Source organism: Mangrovivirga halotolerans (genome assembly GCF_026241165.1).
In the GTDB taxonomy this organism is placed as follows: Bacteria; Bacteroidota; Bacteroidia; order Cytophagales; family Cyclobacteriaceae; genus Mangrovivirga; species Mangrovivirga halotolerans.
Genome location: NZ_JAPFQN010000005.1, coordinates 328,828 through 350,664 on the forward strand (window position 1 = coordinate 328,828; position 21,837 = coordinate 350,664).

14 protein-coding genes are annotated in these 21,837 nt (G+C 35.0%); 4 read left to right on the plus strand and 10 right to left on the minus strand.

Annotated features, from left to right (window positions below):
* Positions 1-2 precede the first annotated feature (2 nt).
* The 4 genes from tamL to OO013_RS09330 form a co-directional block, all read right to left on the minus strand.
* On the minus strand, positions 3-2,309 hold the full coding sequence (tamL, locus tag OO013_RS09315; RefSeq protein ID WP_266056529.1) for a translocation and assembly module lipoprotein TamL: 2,307 nt from the start codon (positions 2,307-2,309) through the stop codon (positions 3-5).
* Positions 2,302-7,338, minus strand: a complete 5,037-nt coding sequence (locus OO013_RS09320; protein ID WP_266056530.1) for a translocation/assembly module TamB domain-containing protein — start codon at positions 7,336-7,338, stop codon at positions 2,302-2,304. Before OO013_RS09320 ends, tamL begins: the two co-directional genes overlap by 8 nt.
* 119 nt (positions 7,339-7,457) lie before the next feature.
* Positions 7,458-10,676 (minus strand): S41 family peptidase, encoded by a 3,219-nt coding sequence (locus tag OO013_RS09325; RefSeq protein ID WP_266056531.1) that lies wholly within the window; start codon positions 10,674-10,676, stop codon positions 7,458-7,460.
* A gap of 72 nt (positions 10,677-10,748) precedes the next feature.
* The gene (locus OO013_RS09330; RefSeq protein ID WP_266056532.1) at positions 10,749-11,888 is read right to left on the minus strand and encodes a tetratricopeptide repeat protein; all 1,140 of its coding nucleotides are present in this window, start codon (positions 11,886-11,888) and stop codon (positions 10,749-10,751) included.
* 165 nt (positions 11,889-12,053) lie between these two features.
* Between OO013_RS09330 and OO013_RS09335 the strand changes: the two genes are divergently transcribed.
* Complete coding sequence (locus OO013_RS09335; protein WP_266056533.1) at positions 12,054-13,214, plus strand: iron-containing alcohol dehydrogenase; 1,161 nt, start codon at positions 12,054-12,056, stop codon at positions 13,212-13,214.
* Between the two features lie 8 nt (positions 13,215-13,222).
* Positions 13,223-13,684: an acyl-CoA thioesterase gene (locus OO013_RS09340; RefSeq protein WP_266056534.1), complete on the plus strand. Its 462-nt coding sequence runs from the start codon at positions 13,223-13,225 to the stop codon at positions 13,682-13,684.
* A gap of 25 nt (positions 13,685-13,709) precedes the next feature.
* Here the strand turns inward: OO013_RS09340 and OO013_RS09345 are convergent, their stop codons facing one another.
* Positions 13,710-14,549, minus strand: a complete 840-nt coding sequence (locus OO013_RS09345) for a glycerophosphodiester phosphodiesterase (protein ID WP_266056535.1) — start codon at positions 14,547-14,549, stop codon at positions 13,710-13,712.
* 182 nt (positions 14,550-14,731) lie between these two features.
* Here OO013_RS09345 and OO013_RS09350 point away from each other — a divergent pair, with 182 nt between their 5' ends.
* Both OO013_RS09350 and OO013_RS09355 read left to right on the plus strand, forming a co-directional pair.
* Positions 14,732-16,828, plus strand: coding sequence for a M48 family metallopeptidase (locus OO013_RS09350; RefSeq protein WP_266056536.1), 2,097 nt, complete (start codon positions 14,732-14,734; stop codon positions 16,826-16,828).
* Complete coding sequence (locus tag OO013_RS09355) at positions 16,828-17,571, plus strand: hypothetical protein (RefSeq protein WP_266056537.1); 744 nt, start codon at positions 16,828-16,830, stop codon at positions 17,569-17,571. The genes OO013_RS09350 and OO013_RS09355 overlap by 1 nt, the downstream gene beginning before the upstream one ends.
* A 68-nt stretch (positions 17,572-17,639) precedes the next feature.
* Here OO013_RS09355 and OO013_RS09360 read toward each other — a convergent pair whose 3' ends face one another.
* From OO013_RS09360 to OO013_RS09380, 5 genes are all read right to left on the minus strand, one after another.
* On the minus strand, positions 17,640-18,065 hold the full coding sequence (locus OO013_RS09360; protein ID WP_266056538.1) for a methylglyoxal synthase: 426 nt from the start codon (positions 18,063-18,065) through the stop codon (positions 17,640-17,642).
* A 121-nt stretch (positions 18,066-18,186) separates the two neighbouring features.
* Positions 18,187-18,690 (minus strand): DUF6691 family protein, encoded by a 504-nt coding sequence (locus tag OO013_RS09365; protein WP_266056539.1) that lies wholly within the window; start codon positions 18,688-18,690, stop codon positions 18,187-18,189.
* 9 nt (positions 18,691-18,699) lie between these two features.
* Positions 18,700-19,278 (minus strand): YeeE/YedE family protein, encoded by a 579-nt coding sequence (locus tag OO013_RS09370; RefSeq protein ID WP_266056540.1) that lies wholly within the window; start codon positions 19,276-19,278, stop codon positions 18,700-18,702.
* 137 nt (positions 19,279-19,415) lie between these two features.
* Complete coding sequence (locus tag OO013_RS09375; protein WP_266056541.1) at positions 19,416-20,777, minus strand: aminopeptidase P family protein; 1,362 nt, start codon at positions 20,775-20,777, stop codon at positions 19,416-19,418.
* Positions 20,752-21,801 carry a beta propeller repeat protein gene (locus tag OO013_RS09380; RefSeq protein ID WP_266056542.1) on the minus strand — a complete coding sequence of 350 codons (1,050 nt, stop codon included), beginning with the start codon at positions 21,799-21,801 and terminating at the stop codon, positions 20,752-20,754. The genes OO013_RS09375 and OO013_RS09380 overlap by 26 nt, the downstream gene beginning before the upstream one ends.
* Between the last annotated feature and the right edge of the window lie 36 nt (positions 21,802-21,837).

The window sequence follows — 21,837 nt, forward strand, 5'->3', positions numbered from 1 at the left end:
TATTAGAATGGATAACCGATTGAAAAATTCAATATCAGGTTATTGCTTCTCCAATCACTATCTAATGGATTAATATCTGTAAAAACCCATTCAAATCCTTGATCTGCAAATGGCTTTCTTAGCGGAAAGCCAAGGTCAAACCTTATAATTATTACTGAAAGATTGATTCTCAAGCCTACACCTGTAGATACCGCGATTTGTTCGTAAAACTTATCAAATTTGAAATCAGCTCCAGGACGGTCGGGATCCTCAGTAAATAACCAGATATTTCCTGCATCAATAAAAAATGCAGTCTCAAAATATTGATTTAGTTTTTTACGATATTCAACATTAGCTTCCAGGCGGATATCACCAGTTTGGTCAACATAGATTAACTGTTCCGATTCATTTACATAAGAACCCGGACCAACTGTACGCGCTCTGAAACCTCTTAAACTATTTGGGCCTCCAATGAAATATTGCCTGATATAAGGTAAACTACGGCTATTACCATAAGGATAACCAACACCTACTAATACTCTTGTTGCGATATCATTTCCGGACCTTCCCACGGAAAAATATTTCCTGTATTCCTGTGTAAGTCTCAAAAACTGTGCGTAGGGTACATTTAAAAATTCGTCACCGGTTTCCTGCTTGTTACTATCAAACAATGAAACCAGATTGCCCGCACTTTGAAAATCTACTGAATAATAAAATCTCTTATTATCAAGGTTTTCTTCCAATTGATTATTTGAATAACCCAGATTTAAACCAAGAATAAATTGCTGAGAAAAGGTTTGCCTGACAAAAGGATTCTCTTCAAGAAAATCTCGAAACTCGTCGCTCTGATCAAAAAGAGAAGAATAATTCACTTCAAAAGGATAGAAGTAAAAATCTTCTGTTTCAGACCCCTTCCAGGTATACCCTTCGGTAGCCTGAATCGTCCTTAACCCATACAACCCCGCTCGTTTGTATTGATTGGCGTTTATTGAAAACTCAGTAAAAGAAATATAATCTGTAATATTTACCTTCACAAAAGAAGGCCATATTCTCGGTACTCTGAGCTTAGTTTCAACACCAAATTCGTAAGATAAACTGTTTTGCCTTTGCTCAGGGGGTCCACCAAATTGTCGTTCAACATTCCCATTTAAAGAAACTGTAAATTGTTCTGCCCCATGCAAAAAATTCCTGTTTAACCAGATCAATTTTATGCCCGGGCCGACAAAGTTGTTACTTTTTGCGTTGAGACCAATTTCAGCAGAAAAAGACATTTTAGGAAGACTATATAAACCAATAACCGGCTTTAGTTTATTTTCATTTGTTATCGGTTTAAGCTGAATATCTACATAGTTAAATGCACCCATCCCTGTTAAATAGCGATATGTTTTTTGCCTTTCATGCTTTTCATAAGCCTTACCCGGCGTGAAGTAAATTCCTTCACTTATATGTTTAGGTTTATATCTTGGCACCTCTCTCTTCTCAGCCAGATAAATGCCATCCTCAATTGAATCTTTTTTAATTTCAACTGTATCTTCTTGCTCGACAGGAAGATCTTCTCTAACCTCTACCGAATCTAATGTGTAATAAGTCAGTGTACGTTTCTTTCTGTTTGCTTTTAGATTGAGTGAGAGCTTAACTCCCTTTAAAGAATCAAGTTTGGTCGTATCAGCATAAAACTCTATATCCTCGTGACTAAAATAATAATACCCTCTATTATTTACATAATCAGCAATATTACGTCGGGCCCTTTCTAATCTCTCAAGCTGATAATAAGTACCTGAATCGATTTTTGTTTCCTTTAGAGAGCTATCAAAAATCTTGTTAAGTGTATCTGTTTGAGATGTTATATCATTAACAAGAGTATCTATAAAATAAGGTTCTCCGGTATCAATAATGAATTTTACCTCAGCCTTTTTCGCCTTACTGGTGTCAATTTCGACCCTTGTTCCGACATTAAAATAACCAAGGTGAAAAAGCCTGTTATTTATTACCTTAATTAATTCTTCCTTCTTAAGATTTGATAAAAGGGCAGGGGGGCTACCTATTTGATTTCCAATAAAATAGAAAACCCCTTTTTCCTTATCAGGAGTTAGGCCGTTAATAACTACTCCTGTACGCATCCAAAGAAATTTGGAATTAGGCTGTGGCTCAATTAAAGAATGTACTGTTTGTTTAACAGTTTGACTATTGTATAAATTCTTTTTTTCTTCAAAATCAACGTTCATGTCAGTGATCATTCTATCACCTTCAGGAACATATTTCATCCCCGTACAACCGGTAACAAACCAAAAAATTGATACAATAATGTAAAATAGTATCGTTCTATTCATTTTTTTCTTCTTCAATTACCGCTTCCTTATTTTGATTTTCTATTGCTTTTTGTCTCTTCTTATCCTCCTCTTCTTTTGTCTTACTTTTTGCTTTAAATAGCTGGTCAAAGGTATCAAAGTCTTTCACAAAGATCAGAGCAATCCCTGTATTTTGAATTTCTCCATCAACCATATCAAACTGGTTCTCTCTAAAAGCTTTGATCTTCAGGTTTCCTTCCTTGGTCAATTCATAAGCAACTACGAATTCTGCCGCTCCAATGGTGCTCGTTGTTCTTTCACTTCCTTCCTCTAACCCTACAGAACTACCAACTTGTACCTCCAGGCGTTCATTGAATAATTTTTTGGAAACACTAACATCCAGCTCTGTAGTTGTGTTTCCTGACTGCGGATTATTGTATGAACTCATATCAAAATTGACATCCACACCCTGAACAAATTTACTACCGAAGTTATTTAATTGTTGCGTAAGAATACCATTGACAGAATTTCTGGCTGCAGATGAAGCAAAGTTACCCCCACCTTGAGACGGGCTTTCACTAATAAACCCTCCAGTCACTAATAAAGCAAAAACCTGTTTATTTCTTTCCTGTTCATATTCCTCGGTCGACAATTGAGATAATTTTTGTTCAATCGTAGGGTAATTCCCTCTTAATTCAGGAGGTAATGCTAAAGTAAATTGAATTACAGGCTCTGCAATAATTCCACCAATGGATATCCCAACACGATATGTTATCCGCTCATTCAACTCATCAAAACCTCCACCTCCGGCAACTGTTTCTGCGCCTGTGGAAAACAAGTTAGTACTACGAGTCCTTATTGAATTATAGGCATTAAATTGAATTTCACCTTCCAATGGATCACCTTTCCATATAACTCTGCTTCCTTTCACGAACTTGAATTGCTTTTTTACAAGTCCGTAATAATTAAGGTTATATTGGCCACTATTTACGGTATATACCCCATTCAATGATATTTCTTCATTTTGAATTGTAAGATCCAAGTCCGTTTCACCCTGAACTGTTAAATTATCACCTGAATTAGGATCGATAACCAGGCTAGTCTTCGCTTTTGGATCTATACTTATATTTAAATCAGCAGAAAAGGAACCCAACTGACCTTTTATTGAATCAAGTACGCTAGGCTCTTTAACTTCAAAAACCACTGAGTCTTCGACCTTATCTTCATCTACAAACTTTACTATCCCTTCATCCGATATAAGCTCAAGGGTTTCTCCCGGCAACTCATAAGTAATGTCCGTCTTTCCTAAAAATTTTATATCGCCATCGATCTGAGGGGTACTAATCAATCCTGTAACTTCCAGATCAAAGGAGGTCCAAACCTGACCATATAATGTTTTAAAATCTTCTCTTTTATTATCTAGTAATTTTACCCCGTCTGCTGTGAGAACCAGATCTACTACAGGATTGCCATAACCTGCAGGGAAGTCTATTTTACCTGCTATATTAAGCTCATTATCGTTGTCGTCTTTAATTGTAAAATCTTCAAAATTCACCTCATCCTGGTTAAAGATTAGTTTTTCATTATCGATCAATATCTTTGTGCCGGTAAAAGGAGCTAATAGATCTGCTTTCTGGATATCCATATTACCATCTACTTTAAACCCACTCGATGTAATTTGACCTTTGATACTGGTTTTAGAATCAAAGGAATTTATTTTCACATAATTTGAAGGAAGAAGATCGTTATATTTTGTCAAATTATGCGTTTCAAGATTAGCTTCATAATTTATATCTGAATTACTTCTGTTAATATCTGCATCTAATTTAAGTGTGTTTTCTCCCGCATCAGACCAATTGATATTTGTGATAATTTCAGATGCATTAAAGTCAAATTTTGTTTCCAGATCACCGGCAGAAATTTCAGCTAGTTTCATTTGATTAAGTGATATTTCACCATCACCGGTAAATTGATTTTGCGAATTAATAGCTCCACCCACATTACCGTTTAAGTCACCCTGTAAAAGGTCCAATGAATCCCTATAGGTGACTAAACCAAGAAAGTTTTCAATATCAAAATCTTCGAAACTAATATTTAGTCTTTCAGTAGATTTATTTGCCTTTAATCTTTGCTCACCGTTGCTCAAGGTAAAATCCCTAACCATAAAGCCTTCAGGTGAAAAAACCATTTCGCCATCTTTATTTTGATCAAACTCAGAATAATTAAGAATCCATTTATTATCGGAAGGGGTTATAATAGTTTCTCCAGACTGCTCCAGATTCACATATGATTCGATCTTATATTTTAAACTATCTTTTATTTCATATTGCCTGATCGATAATAAAAGCCTGTCATTATCTTCTAAATCTGAATTGATAAATAGATTTTCCAGGGATATTTCGCCAGCTCTAAATTCCTTTAATCCAAAATCAAGAACCAATCCCTGCTCTTCATTTTTTACAAGATCAAGTTTTAAACTGTCAATTTCCCATCCTGTGGTAACCACTGACGGTAAGTACGCATCCAATTCTCTTAAGGAATCGTGTTTAACCTCCACATGAATATTAAAAGTATCGAGACTTTCTATTGCAGGATAAAACGGATGGATGAGTGCACTTATATTGGTACCAGATATCCTGGTGTTTAAATTATTATTTTCAAAAGTACTATCCGACAAAGCTCCTAATTCAAGAAAATATTTATTCCAATAATCAAAACCGGTATTACTTTCGGAATTGACAGCTAAAAAGTCACTTTCTAAAACAATATTATGAAAAGTATCTGAAATAACTCCGTTTGAAGACCAATCACCATATTCATAAATTACTAATGAATCTTTTTGGCTGATCCTGAAATTATCGAACCCAACATCCCATTTCAAATATGGATCTGAAGAAAAATCTCCATTAAAATTACCGTAAAGGATCAAAGGTATATTTTCAGCAAAAGCCCCTACGTATAATTGAATAAATTGCAATGAGTCTATATGCACATCAGAAAACTCACTATTGGTTTTGCCCTTTCCGTATATAGAACCACAGTCATTAAAATCAGCAGAAAAACGCCAATTCAGATTTTTAAAATCTTTACTCGGAAAGAGTTCTGCAAACAATGAATCTGACTCACAGGTATTATACTTAAAATCTTTTAATTTAAAATCTCCTTTATAAATATCGTTTTCCTTTAAGGAGGTCCAATAAATGGAAGCCTTAGCATCTTCAATATAGGGGTATATAGTATCTAACCTGGTGAGATCTAAATACAAATCCTGTAATATAAAATTGGCAGAATCTTTTTTATGATCGAAATACTCGTAATATCCTTCACCAGATAGCCCGGCATATTCTGAATCAGCAGTTAGATCAAGACTCAAATGCCCTGCAACAGATCGTAATCCAGCATTAACAGTCAAATCTGAAAGTAAACTCTTCACTTGTGGACTCAATGAGAGATAATTTTTAGCCATTGTCTCTGGAAAAAAGATCTTCAATTTTACATTTGATTCCTCACTCGAGTTAATTTCCTTATAGAAAATACCTCCAGCTGCTACATAGGCCGATTGATACTTAATCAGAAAAGTATCAATATCGAACATTAACTCCGTACCATTCGATCCCAGGTTCCCTGATACCGGATTGGTCATATTTATTTTAGATGCAACTGAATTATAAGTAGAATCCGGCAGGAAAAACTCAAAATCGGAAGGGTATAATTCCCATTCCATATCGAGATCATAGTTCAAATGAATTAAATCAATTGTTTCCTGCATTAAACTTGAATAAGATAATTCCCCTTTGGATTCAAAAACTGAATTCCGCCATTTAATAGGGGATATGTTCCAATTAACAATATCCGGATCAGCCTTCACATCGATACGAGCTTGTTTTAACTGGCCATTTTTATTAATTGTACCAGAAATTTCACCACCAGAAAGTTCCGCAAGTGTATCATTAATAATCACTGGTTCAGAAACTGATAAGAGCCAATCTTTGAAATGGAAGTATTCCGGATTAAACTTCAGGCTATCAGTTATGTTTTCCTGCATCTGCAATTTGAGATCTGGCATTTCAACATCTAGCTGACCTACCTTAATTGAGTAACCAAATGCAAAGGGGATTTTATTTAAATTAACTTGATTTTCAATGCTTTCCTCCTCTGATGATCCTTCAGTAGGAAATATTTTTAATTCAGATTTACCCATCAGCAATTCGATAGAATTGGCAGCAAGTATATTTTTATTTAATAAAACCTGAGCTTTTTTTGCATCAAACAAGTCTATTTGAACAAGGTAATCTTGCCTTAAGGAAGAGTCTTCCCAGTTATATGTTATATCTTCTAATCGAAAATCTTTGACTTTAAAGGAAGGTAAAACGGAAGAGGTAGTAGTGTCAGAATCTGTGTATGCAAAAGCAGATCTCATTTTATAGGTTAACCCATTCATTAAAAACTTCTTTACTTCAAAATCCATGCTATCCAGCTGTACATTTGTATTTTGAATATTTAGTTTTTTTAAATCAAGCTCAAAAGACATGCCTTTCATTTCATATCTTCCGTTTATGTTTGATAAAATAACATTATCAACACCTGTCACTTGCCAGGAGCTATTACCTGAATCTTTGTTGGTTTCATTAGTAGCAGTACTATCAGTTTGTGACTGAGTAATAAAATCAAGATTAGTCTGTGTGCTATCAATTAGGTAAATATTAAAATAAAGATCCCGGATCTCAATATTACTTCCCCTGATTTTTCTTACAAACAAGGAAGATAAATTAATACCTGCTTTTAATTCTGATAACTCGAGAAGCTTTTTATTTTGTTGATCTTGTACCTTTAAACCATGTATAAATATACCTGGAGAAAATGTCAGGCCAACTCTATCGATAGTAACTTCGGTATTTAACTGTTTTGAAGCAATACTTTCAATTTTATTAATAAGAAATTCTTGTACAGGAGGAAGCTGAATATATAGTGAAATTGTTAAAAACAAACCAATAAGTATAGCAAAGAACTTAAGTATAAAACCTACGAACTTTTTAATGATTTTGGCCAGTGTATTTTTAATCTCAAGCATTAAGTATAATAATAACGAAATTAAAACAGTTTAATTAATTGTGAGTATCAGTTTTAACAAAATAACAGAGGTCAAATGCATATTTAGCTATTTGACCTCTGCTTTAATTCATTTCTAATCTAATTACTTAATTGACTTAACAATTCATCAACTGCTTTTTCTAATTGTTCATCTTCACCATTTGCCTTACTGTCCGGATTATTTTCAACTATTATATCCGGTACTGCTCCGTTAAGCTCCATGTTTTTACCGGTTTCGTATACATACCATGCTCTGAAAGGTAGTCTTAAATAAGAGCCATCGACAAGTCGGGTTCCGCCAGTGGATATAACAGCTCCAAAAGTAGGAGTTCCTACTAAAGTACCAATATCAAGTTGTTTATATGCGTGAGAAAAAATCTCTGCGTTTGAATAACTATTTTGATTACATAATGCTATAGAAGGTTTAGTCCACGATGATAATGGCAGTCTTTCTCCAAATGGATAATTACTTTTAAATTCTACATTTTTCTCTTCAAGATCGTCCGTTGCACCCCTTGGAATGGTATAAGCATGTTGCTTTACATTAAGAACAGCCATGAGATAATCCGTTGTCCAGCCACCACCGTTAAATCGCACATCTATCACAATTCCTTCTTTTCCATTACCTGCAGCCATTAATTCACGTTCAAATCGCTCAAAACTGGTCCAGTTCATTCCTCTTATATGAAGATAACCAAGTTTGCCTCCAGAATATTCCTCTGTCAATTTCCTTCTCTGCTCTACCCATTCATCGTACAACTCATTTCTTAATGATACTACCGGCCTAATAATAATATCCTTTTCATCTTTACCTGAGCGAACTCGAATCAGCACCCTTTCACCAGCTTTATTAATCAAAAAGGCGTATATGCTTACCTCATCATTCACCTCATTACCATCAATTGAAATGATAACATCACCAACATTAATTTTAGAATCAGATCTATCGGCAGGAGAGTCCTTCACTACTTTTACTACTTCAAGACCATTTTTAGTGTATTCTGTTTCAACTCCTAATAAACCAGTTCTAATATTTTGAGTTTCCGCTCTTGAGCCACCATATAATCCCATGTGACTTGCATTGAGCTGGCCAAGCATGTTATTAAACATATACCTGAAATCAACCTTATTTGATGCCTTCATTATCCAAGGCTTATAAGTATCAACAAGGGTTTCCCAGTTTTTACCATGAAACCCAGGGTCGTAAAATCTTCTTCCTAAGATCCGGGTTGCTTCATTGAACATTTGTTGAGTAACCGCTTCATAATCAATCTTCATTGATGCTGAAAATGGTTGAGGTTCCTTTTTACCGTCCGTTGAAAGCTTCATTAGACTACCTCCGTTTTTAATATAATAAAGATGCTTTCCGGATGGATCAAGGGTCAAGCCACGAGCTTCTTCATTCCCAGAAGTCAGTGATTTCATTTCTGTGCCATCCCAGTTAACTTTATAAATATCAATATCCGCATCATACGACTGGCGCCCATCATTATTTGTGGTGAAATACATTTCTTCACCATCATTGGAAACTTGAAGACCGGACTCATTTCCAGGTAGTGAAGTAACCTGTGACAATCTCTTATAAATATCCTCAAAGTCGATTGTTATTGGCTCAACTTCAGGCTCTCCTTTTTCTTTTCCATTTCCATTCTTCTTTTCCTCTTCATCAGACTTCAGAGCCTTTATTTCCTGCCAGTCCTGCCTGGTCTTTTCCCAGTCTGCTTTCTTCAACCATAAAAACCATACATCATTGTCACCGTTATTTCTGCCGGATAAGAATGCAAGCTTACTACCATCTTTACTCCAGATGGGAGAGAAATCTCTTTTTGGATGCATTGAGATATTAACCGGATCCTTGCTATTGTCAGCAGCATGAATATAAACCTCTTCATTGAAATTCAAATCATCGAGAGAATAAGCAAGCCATTTGCTGTCCGGACTGAAAGAAATACTACCAGGAGTTGCCCAGCCATCTAATAAGTCTTTCTTATCTGAAATTCCATTTTCATTAACGACGGCTGTGTTGAGGTCACCACGTCCAATCACATAGGCGATGTGTTTGCCGTTTGGTGCAATGGTGAAAAAATTCACATCATCATCTGAATCAAATAATTTTTCAATATTAAATTTTATGGAAGCAAATAAATTATTGGTGGATGGATCATCTGAAGTAGCTTTATATATTTCAAAATGGCCGTCATTATCGGATATAAATAAAATTGTTGAATCATTAAGCCATTTAGGTTCCTGATCTCTGAAAGCTCCTTTAGTAACTCTCACAGTTCGTTTAATCTCTTTATCATTTTTCTTTATAAAAACCTCTCCGTTTGTAGAAAACGCTGTATACTTTCCATTTGGTGAAATGCTAAAATCAGACACATCACCAGAGACGCTTTTATACTCTATCGGGTCAAATTTAAAATCAGAATACACATTCAGTTTTATTTCCTCTATATCAGAAAAGTCATTGTTGGCTCTGAACAAATTGTCTTTCCTGGTGAATACAAAAGAATTATTTCCTGGTGAATAATCGTAATATAAAATTCCAAAATCATTAAAATCAGATATTTTCTCCGTGGGAGAAGTTGTATTTCCGTCGGTATCTATTTTTACCTGATGAACATTGTATTTTCCTGATCTTGCACTTAGAAAATATAACGTCTCATTGCTGCCCCATCGTGGAAAAATATCCTGCCCGTTATCAGTAGTGATTTGATTGTACTTATCATTTTCGATATCATAAATCCAAATATTTCTATTTGCAGAACCTCTGTAAGCTTCCCTTTCTCTTCTACAGGAGCCTCTTTCGAATGCTATAAATTTTCCATTGGGTGAAGTTACCGCATGATATCCCAGGGCATCCAATAATCTTTCAGGTGTTCCTCCTGATATGTCAACAGAATGTATTTCCCTTGTTCTTTCTACCTGTGCAAATGCCCTTCGTGTTTCAATTAAGATCTGATCATTACCCTTCCAGCTAGTTGGCAGATCTCCAGTTGAATGATAAGTAAGCTGCTGGGCGGATCCTCCTTCCGTTTTAATAATAAAAGCATCAGCGTTACCAAAGCGCTCGCTATAAAATGCAATATATCGTCCGTCAGGGCTAAACTTTGGCATGCCATCATATCCTTCATGGATAGTTAGCCTCCGGGCGTTTCCTCCCTCAAATGGAGCAAGCCATATATCTCCCTGGTATGAAAAAGATATCATTGTTCCGTCTTCACTTGCGTCCGGATATAAAACTAAGGGAGATTGTTGCGCACTTACATTAAAAACTAATACAAAAATTCCTGTTATAAGCAAAAATCGATGTTTCATCGTAATAAGTATATTAATGGATTAGGGTTAAATTCAAATTATATTAACAGTACTAATTCAAAACTGTTCAGTTCAATCAAAACAATATTCATTTAATAAATCCTTTCCCAGGTTTTCATCAAGATCAATAAGATATTCAAGGTCCTGGCACCCCAAATCTTTTTTATCTATAGAAAAATAAGCCATTGCCCTGTTATGATAAGCATTGATATGATCAGAATCATATTGTATTGCAAGCGAATACCATTCTATTGCCTGATTAAATTTTTCCTTTTTGAAAGCTATATTACCTCTTCCCATAAGGGCTTTTACATATTCTGGATTCTCATCAATTACCATTTTATATATTAAGTCTGCTTTATCCAATTGTCCTTGTTTTTCTTGGGCCAGACCTATATTATAAAATTGCTCCAATCTTTTGACTGACATATTTTCCAAATCGATACTATCAGGAATGGGCATATTATTTTTAAGCAACAGGTAAACTAATTTATCAGAATAATTATCCATTTGAACACCCCGACCTGATAATTCCTGCATCAGAGAAACAGCAGGAGTGATCCGATTGTGTTCTGTTAAGATATCAAGCCATTCATTTATTCTCAATCCTAGTATTTCATCAGATAATTTTGACAATAAAGAGTCATCTATAATTTCATGGAAATTATTATTAAATACATACTGATCTATTATGGATGCAGTAAAAAAATGATTTTCATGATCCAATACTCTTAATAATGATGTATCTCCTTTTTGATGAAAATGAGTCAGCAATTGATAATATTCAATAATATCAGGCAAAAACCTGAAATCTTTCACACTTTTAACAAACCCCTCTTCATCAAGAGTAAATAAGATGTCGGTATTTTGAATTGAAGTGTCAGAAACTGCTTTAGCTTCTTCAAAAGCAATACCAGCCATCCGATATTGATTCTCATTGTATGCTGCTATTCCAGCTTTAACCAGGATAAAAGGATTATTTACCCCAAGCTCCATTAAAACTGCGTAGTCTGAAACAGCATTTGCACCTTGCTTAAATTTTTCATAGATCTGAGCCCTCACCAATCTTATCTCTTCATTTCGTGGAGATTTGGCCAGACACTCATTTGAATTCTCCAGAGCCTTTTGATAATTTTTGCTGGCGAAATTATTTTTTGCTTCAATGCATACGTCTTGTGCATTAATTCCCATCCAAAAAAATGAAAGAATCATATTTAGAAAAAATATTATGCATTTCCGTGATACCATTGAAGATTTAGCTAGACGATAAAAGAATCAGACCAGAAAGCCGAACAACAATTGTTGTAACAGTAATTTATCAAATATTGACAACATTATTAAATTAGGAGCCGTTTTATAACAATTAGATATTATAAGATGAACAATTTCGAATATTATAATCCGGTAAAAATAGTTTTTGGCAAAGGCCAAATAGAACAATTATCACAATTAATTCCCACTACATCTAAGGTGATGATCATATATGGGGGAGGTTCAATAAAAGAAAATGGTGTTTACGACCAGGTAATCAAATCTCTTAAAGGCCATTTCACTGTCGAATTTGGAGGAATAGAGCCAAATCCAAGGTATGAAACGGCAATGAAAGCAGTTGAACTGGCCAGGGAAAAGCAAATTGATTTTATTCTTGCTGTTGGTGGTGGATCAGTGATCGATGCAACAAAATTTATTGCAGCAGCGATTCCTTTTCAAACAGGAGATCCATGGACAATTTTAAGTGAAAAGAAACCTGTAAAATCCGCTATTTCTTTTGGTACTGTCCTTACACTTCCTGCCACAGGCTCGGAAATGAATTCTGGGTCTGTAATAACCAGGGAAGAATCCAAAGAGAAATTTGCATTCAGTTCACCTTTTACCTTTCCTCAATTCAGCATTCTTGATCCATCAGTAGCATCAACACTACCGAAAAGACAGGTTGCCAATGGTATTGTAGATGCATTCAGCCATGTCGTCGAGCAGTATATGACTTATAAAGTCAATGCTCCTTTACAAGACAGGCTCGCAGAATCAATTCTACTGACCTTAATTGAAGAGGGACCTAAGGCTTATAATAATCCTGCTGATTATGATGCAATGGCAAATTTAATGTGGTGTGCGACTATGGCTCTCAATGGATTGATAAGAACTGGTGTGCCAGTCGATTGGGCTACTCATGGCATCGGACATGAATTAACAGCCCTTCATGAAATAGATCACGCAAGAACTTTAGCTATTGTTCTTCCTGGAGTCTGGAGAGTCTTAAAAGATGAAAAGAAAGAAAAGTTAATTCAATACGCAGAAAGAGTCTGGGGAATAACTGAAGGAAGTGATAGTGAAAAAATGGACCAGGCTATTAACTCAACTGAATCATTTTTTGAATCTTTGGGGATCAAAACCAAAATGAAAGATTATAATGTTGGAGCAGATACGATCGATATAATAATTAATCGTTTTGAAAAAAGAGGTTGGACTGCGCTTGGAGACAGACAGTTAGCGGATCTGCCAACGATCAGAAATATTTTAAATTCACAATTGCAATAACATTAATTATGCAAAATAATTCCTTAACAAACACCTTTGAAGTAAGGTGGTCTGATATTGATGCAAATATTCACCTGAGACATTCTGCTTATGCAGACTTTTGTGCTCAGGCTCGTTTAAGATTTTTGGGAGAAGCCGGACTGACATTCGACAGGTTCAAAGAGTTACACATCGGACCAATATTATTCAGAGAAGAATTAAAATATCTAAAAGAAGTTCCTTTTGGGGAACACATCACAGTGGAGACATCGATGATAAAGATGAGGGAAGATGCTTCCCGATGGTCAATTAGGCATATTATTTTCAGAGAAGATGGACAAAAAGCTGCTGTTGTAGTAGTTGATGGGGCATGGATAGATATCTTAAAAAGAAAGCTGACAGTTTTACCTGAAGACCTGGTACAGAATTTCAAAAACCTGCCTAAGTCTGAAGACTTTGAGTTGGAACCGTTAAAGGAAAAAACAATATAAAGTGAAAGCTGCCTCCGGGTGGCTTTTATTTTTTTTGATCATTAACAATTTTCATTAACCTGTCCGGATAATCTGAAATCAGCCCATCAACGCCCAAATTAATCAGCTGTTTCATATCCGAGGTATCATTAACAGTCCAGGGAATTACTCTGATTTCCCGATCATGAAGATCTTCTACCATTCTTTTTGTAACAAGCCTATGTTCTGGACTATAAACATCAGGCTTAAACCCAAGTTCTTTTAAGTTTGAATTATAACCTTTGGCATTTTCGACCAGTAATACCGTTTTGATCTTTTCATCCAATTGATTAACTGCCTGAAGTGCTCTTTTATCAAAAGATTGTATATATGTCCTGTTTTCAACGCCAAGTTCTTTGATTTTCATTACCAGAAGTTCAGCGAATTCTTTTGGTGCAGGGTGGAAAATAGAATCGCCGGCAGGTGTTGATTTAATTTCAATATTGTAATACATCTGCTTATCATAATTCTTTTCAGCATAAGCTTCAGCGGCATCAATAACTTCCTCGAGTGAAGGTTTAGTTGCTATAACTTTCTCCTGTTCAGGAAAACCTGGATGTATTTTAGATCCGCAATCAAAAGTTTGCACCTGGCTATAATACATATTGTATATATTATAATTCTCTTTGGAGTAATCAATGATGTAATTCTCACCCATATTGGTACAGATTTCATTCGAAATATAAGGCTCATGAGAAACCACCAAGTAATTATCCTTAGTAACAACAACATCCATCTCAAGAGTTTTCACTCCTGTATCAATAGCTTTTAAAAATCCATGTATAGTATTTTCCGGATACTTACCTCTAAAACCACGGTGGCCTTGAGTATCTAGATCAGTTTTCATTTTTTTATTGTCACATGAGATGACGATAAATATTATTACTAAAGAAGAAAAAATAAAAAAAACGCAAGTTCGCATAAAACTTAGTGAGGTTACTTTCTACATAAAAATATTATAAATCTTTTTAATGTTTTAGCATTGCATCACTAATTATTTTAGTTTTGCAGACTATTTTTTTAACAACTATGAATTTTTTAAACAAACTACTCCTAACAAATTTTTTGTTGCTTTTAGTTTCATTTGATTCAAATAGTCAGTCAATTGAGAAATTAGAAGCCAAAGGAGCGATTCCATCAGATTTATTGGAATTACCTTCTTTAACATACCAAAAAGAACTCGAAAGTATTTCTGAATCTGATTCAAGGAAAGTCAGAAAGGAAAAAGAGAACTTTTACTTCAATAGTAATTTTATCTTATTCGATTATTTAACCAGTGGTAAGGTTTTATTTAATGATCCTGTCACAAATTATCTGAATGAGATATTAACTAATTTATTGAAAGAAAATCATCCTGAACTTTTAAATGAAATCAGGTTATACGCGGTAAAATCACCTGTCCCTAATGCTTTTACCACTAACAACGGTATGATCTTTTTTAATATCGGTTTACTAGAGAAATTAAATAATGAGGCAGAGATTGCATTTATTCTTGCCCATGAGGTCATTCATTATAAAAACAAGCACGTTATTGATGGATATCTTGAATCCAAAGAAATAGAAAAAGGTTCTGGTGACTATAAAAAACTAACGGTTAAAGACCAGTTTTTAACAAAAGCTAAATATAGCAGAGAAAGAGAACTTGAAGCGGATGAATTAGGCTTTGATATATTTTTGAATTCAGACTATAATATTTCAGATCCTCAGAATGTTTATGATATTCTATTAACAGCAGATCAAATAACTTCCAAAACTGAATATGATATTAATTCTTTATCCTCTTCGACGTTTGTATTAACTGATGAGTACTTCCCGGACGAAAAAGATCTTAAGGTTTTTGAAGTATCTGAGAATTACGAAGACAAAGAAGCTACGCACCCAAATATTAAAAAAAGAAAGGAAAGAATTCTTTCCAAAATTGAAAATTCAAATATTCCCGATCAGGAAAATCTTTATATAGTAGGAGAGGAGAAATTCAAGCAAGTTAAAATGCTTTCTCATAAAGAGCTTGTGCGCCAATATCTTTTAAATCATCAATACACAGAAGCAATATTTAAAGCAGATGAATTCGGAAAGTTATACCGAGACATTGATTCCGTTGCTTCTCAAAAGATGTTTGTAAAAGCACTGTATGGTTTAGCAATTAATCATGAGGAGATGAGAATACAATCTGATCTTTTCTCGATAGATTATCAAAGACTATACAAAACACTCCGCAATATTGAAACAATCGACCTGGGGCTATTAGCTATATCCCACTTGATAGACTATGAAGAAAAATATGGTCGAGATGAGGAAATTCGTCTTCTAATAGAGGATATCCTTAAAAATATGGTCTATAATCATACGCTAATCAAAAATTATATTACTGGTAAAAGTAAGCTGATTGATTCTAAAGTTAAACTGACTGTTGGTCGCATTCATTCAACAGAGTATGGTGAAGAAATACTTGAAGATGTAAAAGACTACATTGCCTTTATGGAGTTAAGTACTAAGCAAAAAAATGAACTTTATAAGAATAATAAATATAAGGTCAAAAACTCTTTAATAATTAACCCATTTTACGCAAAGCTAAAAGGACGCAATAAAAAGAAACTGGATTTTGAAGCTTCAGAAGATTTCCTGGTATCGCTTTCAGGATATATAGATGAAGCGGCTGAGCCACTTGATTTCAAGGCTACTGTAATTGATGTTTATAACCTGGATAAAAATGATCTGGAAAAATTTAACGATCAGGCTCTGATTAATGAATGGCTAAATGAAAAATTGAATAATGAAGAATGGTTCGGTATCAGCCCGATATATTCTGAAGTACAGCCGTTGAGAGAAAAATATAATACAGATTATTTCACTTGGATAGGGACACTCGATTTTAAAGGTAGAATGGATAGTCCCAGTTACGGAGGAATAGTTTTAACTGCTTTATATTCTGTTCCAATGTCGGCTATTTTATTGGTTGAAAAAATACGACCACATAGTAAAACATTCTATTTCTCTATCACATTTGATCTTAAATCAGGAAAAATTGTGAATGAGGATGCTGTTTATCTAGATTTAAAATGCAACGAGCCATTAATTAAGTCTAAGATTCACAATACATTTTTTAAACTTAAATACGGGAAGTAATGAGAACTCTATATATATTTTTAATATTCTCAGTATTCTATTTTGATTCATTCAGTCAGGTATCAGGTTATTTAGGAAAAAGATCTTATTTATTATTTGATATCACACCCACTACAGCAACATTCGCCAGTACTCCAAGTGGGAAAACGAACTATATTAATTTATCTATGATTCCTGAATCCGAGATTGATTATTCTATTTTTGCGATGAATTTTAAGCCTGAAGTTTCATTTTCATACCTGATAAGGAACGACATTGCTCTTGGAGTAAGTGGGGCTTATAATATAACATCTACCTACATTGAGAATGAATTTCAATCATCATACAAAGAATATGGAATTATCAAAGGAATTGGTGCCGGGATATATGTTCAAATCTTTAGTGGACCTAAAGAATCTAATATTGCTCCAATGGGAAGATACATTACTCTTGGTGTGGATTTGATTATGTCAGACTTGTACTCAAATGTTGATGACGCTACTAAGTTAAATAGTAAAAAAATTCTGAGTCCAATATTAACTTATGAATTTGGAAAGCAAATCTTACTTAATGACTGGTTACTTTTAAAATATGGTGCTTCAATCAATGTTAATATAGGGCTTTTAGCTGAAGTAGCTTCAATGTCTTATGAAACTAATGATGGATATACTCTTGAAGATGCTAATCAATCATCAGTGCAATTGGGTATACAGTTGTATCAGATGGTCAATTTTCATTTAGCACTGGGAACCATTGCATTTTAAGATATGCTAAAAAACTAAAATATAATAAATGCCCGGTTATCTAATCGGGCATTTACTTTTATATTAATTTATTTTCTGGTGAAATTCTCAATCTTTCTTGAATATTCCTGATTTAACAGCTTTGATGTAAAAATGAAATCAGCTGTAGCTTCATTACATGCAACCGGGATATTCCATACAGCTGCTAATCTTAACAAGGCTTTAACATCCGGATCATGTGGTTGGGGTTCAAGAGGATCCCAGAAGAAAATCAACATATCAATTTCTCCGGTGGCTATCGATGCACCAATTTGCTGATCACCACCCAATGGTCCGGATAAAAATTTATTCACTGGTAAGCCAAGTCTTTTTTCCAACAATCTACCTGTGGTCCCTGTAGCAAAAAGCTGATGCTCGGTTAACAGTTCCTTATGCGTTAGCGACCAATCAACTAGGTCTTCCTTTTTGTGATCATGCGCAACCAAGGCGATTTTTTTAACTTTTTCCGAATTCATTCTATATTAAATAATTTAATATAATATAACATCAATTTCCCTTAGTGTCTAATTTAATTAAAATTAAAAAAGCTTTTCTCAAGTTGAGAAAAGCTTCGACATTCAGCTTAAAATTTTAAGCCTATTTTGGCAGCTTGTCTGAAAATTTTCCATAAACCCAGGTTCCTAGAATAGCACTTAATAAAGTAACAACCACTACTGTAAATCCTGAACCAATCTGAGCGAAAAGAGGCCCGGGACATGCTCCAGTAATTGCCCAGCCAAGACCGAATATAAACCCTCCGAGTATTTGCCCCTTTCTGAATTCCTTATTTGCAATTTTTATCTTTTCACCTTTAAGTGTTTTGATATCCAGTCTCTTTATAAGCTGGATGGAAATGATACCTACAATAATTGCAGAACCTATCACACCGTACATAAAAAAGGATTGAAACCTGAACATCTCCTGAATTCTGAACCAAGAAATGATTTCTGCTTTTACAAAGACAATCCCGAATAAAATCCCTACAACCAGGTATTTAATTAATCCGATAAATCTCTCGGAAGTTTCCTGATTATTCGGTGCTTCACACTCTTCAGGTTTGTCTACTTTTACTTCTATATCTTTATCTAAAAACTTTTCCATGTTTGCTTATTAAAAGAATAAATCAAAAATCACAGGTAGTAAGAAATGGGTTGAAACTATTCCTCCGATCATGAAGAATATAGTTGCCAGTAAAGATGGCCATTGAAGATTACTAATTCCCATTATAGCATGGCCTGAAGTACACCCACCTGCGTACCTGGTTCCAAACCCAACCATAAATCCACCAATCACGAAGAAAACCAATCCTTTTCCTGTGAAAAGATTATCCCAGGTGAAAATTTGAGAAGGCAGCAAGCTACTGTAATCCGTGATTCCCAGCGCAGCCAGGTCAGCCTGGGTGCTTTCAGCAATTCTTATTTGTTCGGGATTCGATAAGAACATTGCCGCAATGAAACCTCCTATAAGAATTCCCAATACAAAAAACATATTCCACATTTCCTTTTTCCAATTGTATTTGAAAAATGGAATATCTGCTGGAAAGCATGCTGCACATGTATGCCTCAAAGATGAGGATATTCCAAAAGATTTATTTCCTAAAATCAATAGGGCAGGAACCGTCAGTCCGATCAAAGGACCTGCCACGTACCATGGCCATGGCTGCCTGATAAAATCAATTAACTCATTCATAATTAATTTGTCTTGTTCATAACTATTGCAAAGGTCAAACAAAATGCCCTTGTTTAAAGTGATATTAATCACACACAAGGGCAATAATGATAAATCATTCGGTTGAATGAATATTCAATCTATATACGTTAATAAATCTATCTTAGTTTTTCGATATCTTTAATTTCTTTTGGTATAGGTTTACCAAGAATTCGCTGGCCATCCTTTTCAATCAGGACATTATCCTCTATTCTGATACCACCAAAGTCTAAATATTCATTAAGTTTATCATAGTTAATAAACTCGGTAAACATTTGATCGTTTTTCCATATCTCAATCAGGCCAGGGATAAAATAAATACCGGGCTCTACGGTTATCACCATTCCTTCTTTGAGCTTCTTTCCCAATCGCAATGACTTTAAACCGAATTGTTTATTTCGTTTTATTTCCTGATCATACCCCACACGATCTTCTCCAAGATCTTCCATATCATGTACATCAATTCCTATTTGATGCCCGAGTCCATGTGGCATAAACAAAGCATGAGCACCGGAGGCTACTGCTTCATCTGCGTCTCCTTTCATAATACCAAGAGATGAAAGGCCTTCTACAATGATCCTTGCACTTTTTAAGTGTAGTGAGAGATTTGAAACACCTTCTTTTGCTGCACTAATACATTCCTTATTGGCTTTCAAAACAATTGAATAAATCTCCTTTTGTTTTTGAGTGAATTCATCAGCTATAGGAAAAGTCCTTGTTATATCTCCGGCATAAAAGTTTTTATTTTGAGCTCCGGAGTCAATTAGCAACAGATCACCCTTTTTCAATACCGAATCATAATGATGATTGTGTAGTATTTCACCATTTCTGGTAACAATAGGAGGGTAGGCTGTCCCTTTTCCCTTAGCAAGGGCAATTTTCTTAATATGTGCCATTACATCTGCCTCAGTCATTCCTTCCCTGGCAATTTTCATTGCTTCAATATGCATTTCAGCAGAGATATTGACAGCATCCTCCATTTCCTTGATTTCATCCTCATCCTTGATCTCACGGAGAGCAATTATTGCATCAACCAGTCTCTCTGATGCTCCATTCATCACTTCAGCAGATCTGATCCCAAGCCAATTTGCAATTTTAAGTACATTGTCACCACGATATGGAGGAAGAAAGCAAACTTCCTTTTGCTGATCATGCAAATATTCTCTGATAGAGCTGTAAGGTTTAACATCATCTATCAAAGCTTTATCAGCAAGATCTCTGAGAGAGGGTTGAGGTCCTGTCCAAACCATATCATCAGTGGTCATTTCTTCACCAAAAAGGATCGTTTTACCAGTACCTGCATCAATAATTAAAGCAAGGCCCGGCTGAGAAATGCCACATAAATAAAGAAAAGTACTGTCTTGTCTGAACGGATAATAATTATCCTTGTAATTCATCGGGGCTTCATCATTGCCTGAGATTAATATTAATCCCTCTCCAATTTTTTCAGCTAGTTTATTTCTTCGCTCCCTGTACTGCATTTTTGACTTGTTTTAAAGTAATAAAAGCAACGAGTCCGTCACTTCCAGCCGCATAAATACGATCATCTCCTTTGGCAAGGCAGTGAAAGCCATCATTGCTAAACAATTTGAATGAAATATTATTTGTTAATGAAATATAAGAATTTACTGCTCCAACAGCGATAAGATATTCATCTAAATTTTGTATCGCTGATAAATAACCCGGAAACCTTCTATGGGGAACAACCTTCCAGGATTTACCATCTTGGCTGAGAATAACATTGTTTTCCGAATAAAAAGGCTGGGTATAATCACCGCCAACTGCTATGAAACTTCCGTTATTTAACCTGGCTACACTAAAAAGGCCACTGGATTCTAATCCCTGTAAAGCAGGTGTAGGATAGGACTCCCATGTAACTCCATAGTCTTCTGAGATAAATGCCCTGGCAAACATTCCTCCTGATACAATTATTGTTTTGCCTTCTTCATAAGCGCGAAGTTGTGTTCCGCTGGCAGCAAACTGATATTCGCCTTTTTGAGTAGCAGGACGATTTTCGAAGGGAAGGGGAGCCCAGGTTTTCCCTCCGTCATGAGTTAATGCAACTGCAAAACGACCGTTTATAGGATCACCAACCAAAATACCTTTATTCGAATCATAAAAATCAATGGCATCAAAAAAACCATCCTTATCCGGATTATCAAAAACTTTAATCCAGGTTTGTCCGCCGTCCTCAGAACGAAAAATAGCCGAAGAAGTATTCTCTCCAGCAGCCATGACAATTATTTTATCTTCACCAATAATTTCAATATCTCTGAAATCATATTTATTAATATCTGCTCCGGGACGATAAATATCCCATTTAGCTGAAACTGAATCATATTTAGCAACAAGATTATCAGTTCCCGAAACCCATAAAACACCTTTTTCAGAGACATCAATACCTCTGATAGATGCATCAGTAAATGGGGTAGCTAAGTAATTCCAATCGATTGGCAATTCGATTTTTCTTTCCGGCTGAGCGTATAAAAAATTAACCCCGATCATAAATATCAGGGTTAAAATTATTCGCTTGTTATTAAC

What these genes read in the sequence shown, in the direction of transcription:
- tamL (WP_266056529.1), bottom strand. Translation starts at nt 2,309, where the DNA reads ATGAATAGAACGATACTATTTTACATTATTGTATCAATTTTTTGGTTT.
- OO013_RS09320 (WP_266056530.1), bottom strand. Translation starts at nt 7,338, where the DNA reads ATGCTTGAGATTAAAAATACACTGGCCAAAATCATTAAAAAGTTCGTA.
- OO013_RS09325 (WP_266056531.1), bottom strand. Translation starts at nt 10,676, where the DNA reads ATGAAACATCGATTTTTGCTTATAACAGGAATTTTTGTATTAGTTTTT.
- OO013_RS09330 (WP_266056532.1), bottom strand. Translation starts at nt 11,888, where the DNA reads ATGATTCTTTCATTTTTTTGGATGGGAATTAATGCACAAGACGTATGC.
- OO013_RS09335 (WP_266056533.1), top strand. Translation starts at nt 12,054, where the DNA reads ATGAACAATTTCGAATATTATAATCCGGTAAAAATAGTTTTTGGCAAA.
- OO013_RS09340 (WP_266056534.1), top strand. Translation starts at nt 13,223, where the DNA reads ATGCAAAATAATTCCTTAACAAACACCTTTGAAGTAAGGTGGTCTGAT.
- OO013_RS09345 (WP_266056535.1), bottom strand. Translation starts at nt 14,549, where the DNA reads ATGAAAACTGATCTAGATACTCAAGGCCACCGTGGTTTTAGAGGTAAG.
- OO013_RS09350 (WP_266056536.1), top strand. Translation starts at nt 14,732, where the DNA reads ATGAATTTTTTAAACAAACTACTCCTAACAAATTTTTTGTTGCTTTTA.
- OO013_RS09355 (WP_266056537.1), top strand. Translation starts at nt 16,828, where the DNA reads ATGAGAACTCTATATATATTTTTAATATTCTCAGTATTCTATTTTGAT.
- OO013_RS09360 (WP_266056538.1), bottom strand. Translation starts at nt 18,065, where the DNA reads ATGAATTCGGAAAAAGTTAAAAAAATCGCCTTGGTTGCGCATGATCAC.
- OO013_RS09365 (WP_266056539.1), bottom strand. Translation starts at nt 18,690, where the DNA reads ATGGAAAAGTTTTTAGATAAAGATATAGAAGTAAAAGTAGACAAACCT.
- OO013_RS09370 (WP_266056540.1), bottom strand. Translation starts at nt 19,278, where the DNA reads ATGAATGAGTTAATTGATTTTATCAGGCAGCCATGGCCATGGTACGTG.
- OO013_RS09375 (WP_266056541.1), bottom strand. Translation starts at nt 20,777, where the DNA reads ATGCAGTACAGGGAGCGAAGAAATAAACTAGCTGAAAAAATTGGAGAG.
- OO013_RS09380 (WP_266056542.1), bottom strand. Translation starts at nt 21,801, where the DNA reads ATGATCGGGGTTAATTTTTTATACGCTCAGCCGGAAAGAAAAATCGAA.